This is a genomic window from Burkholderia sp. E168m23, assembly GCF_016586125.1.
Taxonomy (GTDB): domain Bacteria; phylum Pseudomonadota; class Gammaproteobacteria; order Burkholderiales; family Burkholderiaceae; genus Burkholderia; species Burkholderia orbicola.
The window spans coordinates 1-3033 of sequence record NZ_BCPP01000876.1 but is presented as its reverse complement, the minus strand read 5'-3'; the positions used below and the strand labels follow the sequence as shown (position 1 = coordinate 3033).

The following is a 3033-nucleotide window of genomic DNA, read 5'->3' as shown; positions in this document are numbered from 1 at the left end:
TACGTATTGAAGCAGGCCGAGTTGGGCAAGGGTTTAGGCAGGGTAGGCCTAAGTACGGTGTGATTTGGTGCGCCTAGGCACGCGCAATTTAGGTGTTGTGCGCGTAGCCCGATCCTCGGGAGTGCTCTTGGCACGGACTCGTGCTGGTAGCAGTGGTGGAAGGCCATTTCTGCGCCGAAGCCAATTACAACGGGGCACGTTGCCGTGCTCGTTGGCGTCCATCCGGCGCTCGTTTCGTCGGCGCTGGGGGCGGTATCTCGACCTAAAGCACGTCAGGGCCAATCGACGGCCTTTTCCGGACTGGTCGGCACGGTCGGATCTGACGTCTCACACCCGTTTGCTGGCCCGATATGCTCACTCGTCTTCGATGAATTCCAAGAGTTGCTGGCGTACGAAAGCAGTGGTCCGTTCGATATCCATCGGCGTGAGTCGGTCCATGTAAGCAACCGTCAGCAGTGCGAGTGGGTGGATGTTTAACACTTCGGCAAGCTGCTCAATCTTGCCCAGCGTGGGCGACTTCAGTTCCCGTTCAATCGTGCTGATGTATGTGCGGCTGGAGATCAGTCCAAAATCTTCCTGCGTAACGTTAGCGATCTTGCGAAGTCGCTTAAGTGCGTTGCCGAAACTGGCCTCGGAGCGCATGCAAGTCCTCCTCTGAAGGACCAGATGAACTCATTTCGAACACTAAAGAACTACAATCTATAGTGTTCATTTGGTACTATTGGCGGCTTTTTGATTTCGAATGCGTAGGGTGAGATGCACCTGTCTGGGGTCGGTGACCATGGGTGCGACGTTCAGTGCAATGGGTGCTTTGGGAGTATGTTCGGCACCTACGGCGCGGCCGTAGGCCGACGGTGCGCGCAGGCCGAGTGGTTGTCTCAAGGAATATGGATGTTAGTGACAGATAAGAGTTGGGCCGAGTGCAATCCTGGTAAGCGGGCACTCATGCGGCCTTACGAGGCGTGGCGCTGCGTGGGGTGGACTAACGAGACGCTGAATTTTTTTGCGGTTGCATCGCGTGAGCAGCGCGAACGCGATCTGCTGCCCGATGGCTTGCTTATCAGCGGCCCGGAGGCACTGCTTGAGATGGCGTCGCAATGGGAGCCGGGGAGTTTCTCTGTCTATGTGCTCGATCGGGCTGTTGAGAAGGCGGAGATCCGTTTGTGTCAGGTCACCGGAATATGGCGTGAGCGCGAGGCAAAGGAGGGCGGTGAGGCTTGGCTTTGGTATTCGACCAGCCGTGGCGAGTTGAAGCCATGCTCACCGATACGAGTTCATCTCGGCTCTCGATCAGAGTTGGTGAGTGAACTGGCCTTTGACGATTCCCGCATCGTTGCGGAACCGGGGTGTTAAGGGCGATTGAGCGCAAGTCTTCGGCCGCTTTCCAAGCGCGCCGCATAGCCGTCTTTCTGCGATCAAGCCCTCTCGGGAACCGGTGGGCGATTGATTCCACGCTGACTTGCCCGCGTTTGAGGAACCGTTCATGAGCGTCGGTGCGGTGCCAGATGTCTCAGCATGGAGGCAGGACTGAAAAGGAGCAGAAGAGACATGGATTCGACGGGCCGATTCGTTCAGGAGCGACGCGTAACGGCGCAGAACTTACGGAAGCCGCGAGGCTGGTAGTCTTGCTGGCTCGTGCATCCGCCTGACAGTAGGGAGACTTAGGTACGTGACGGATACGTATTTTCATGGGCCTGTGTTCCGGCCAACCAGTTCGCGTAGTGGCTGGAACAACCGCTACTTCATCGACACCGAGTTCACGGATTTTGAGGCGCCTCAACTCATTAGTCTCGCCATCGTTGGGGAAAACGGATCCGAGTTCTATGGCGAGTGCACGGACTATGATGCAGCGCGCTGTAGCGACTTCGTTCGAGCCGTGGTACTGCCCCAGCTCGGCCGGCACAAGGGACGCGCGATGCCGTTTGATCAATTTCGTCAAGCGGTGCGGACATGGATCGACGGTGTCCCGACTACCTCCCAGCCGGTGCTGTGCTACGACTTCGACACGGATTTAAGCCTGCTGCGCTCCCTATTGGATGGCGCGTTGCCCGATGGTTGGGCGCTTGAGGACATTAAGGGGCGGATCGACGCTGGTCGGCGGGCGGCCTACTATGCGCGCCACGGCGGAGAGCACCACGCACTGCATGATGCTCGAGCAAACGCGCAAGCCTATAATGGTTAAGTGCGCCTCAATTGAAGTTTCAGCAGTGCCTGCCAGCTACGCCGCGTCCGGATTCGGATGTTTTGCGCGGTTATCGGGTCGCGCCGGACGCGTCTCGACGAGATGATCGGCGTGCCTGACGCTGGAAGGCGGCACTAAACTGGCGCGCGCGTTTTGCCTCTTCGCCGTGAAGATAGGTCGACGTGGTGGCCACCGATGCATGGCGAAGATTGTCCCGTACCACAACCAGCTCGACGCCGGTGTCGAGGGCATGGGTGGCGTGCGTATGGCGCAGCCAGTGCGGGCTCGCCCGCCGCAGCTTGCCGGCCAGCGCCGGATGGCGCGTGTTCACGCGCTCCGCGGTCTCCCGAAAAAACTCACCTAACACCTGCCGCAACCGCGCCGCACTGATGTGGGTGCCGCCAGGGCGTGCTGCACGATGGACCACATTGAGGTCGGCGACCAACGGGGTGGATGGCTGCCAACGGGGGCGTGTGACCGGCAGACCCCGTGCCTTCAGCGTGCGCCGAAGCGCGTCCCGCGCGAGCGGCGGCAGGGCCACGCGCCCCGATTTCGCCCCTTTTCCCGTTACCTGCAGCCATAGCGCACCGCGGGCGTCCGTCGCGATGTCGCCCAGCGTTGCGGCCACCAGTTCCTGCACGCGCAGGCCGGTCGCGTAACCGAAGTCGAGCACAAACCGCAGCCGCTCGGCAGCCGGGGCGCTCCAGTCGGTCCGCTCGAGCTGGTCGGCTGCAGTTCGCACGACCCGCCACTCCCGGTCAGTCAACGCCCGCCCGGTATCGAACGGCGCGCGCGTTGCGCCGCCGCGGACGGTCACCCCAGCAAACGGATTGAGCACGACATAGTGCTGG

The 3033-nt window shown here is 60.8% G+C and carries 4 protein-coding genes; 2 read left to right on the top strand and 2 right to left on the bottom strand.

Annotated features, from left to right (window positions below; translation table 11 throughout):
* Positions 1–354: 354 nt before the first annotated feature.
* Positions 355–642, bottom strand: coding sequence for a helix-turn-helix domain-containing protein (locus tag JMF90_RS31210; protein WP_054928470.1), 288 nt, complete (start codon positions 640–642; stop codon positions 355–357).
* Between the two features lie 249 nt (positions 643–891).
* Between JMF90_RS31210 and JMF90_RS31205 the strand changes: the two genes are divergently transcribed.
* On the top strand, positions 892–1353 hold the full coding sequence (locus tag JMF90_RS31205; protein ID WP_201317408.1) for a hypothetical protein: 462 nt from the start codon (positions 892–894) through the stop codon (positions 1351–1353).
* Positions 1354–1669: 316 nt separating this feature from the next.
* A complete protein-coding gene (locus tag JMF90_RS31200; protein ID WP_201317407.1) occupies positions 1670–2182 on the top strand; it encodes a 3'-5' exoribonuclease in 513 nt (170 codons plus the stop codon).
* A gap of 70 nt (positions 2183–2252) precedes the next feature.
* Here JMF90_RS31200 and JMF90_RS31195 read toward each other — a convergent pair.
* On the bottom strand, positions 2253–3033 hold a 781-nt coding region (locus JMF90_RS31195; protein ID WP_201317406.1), incomplete at its 5' end, for a tyrosine-type recombinase/integrase.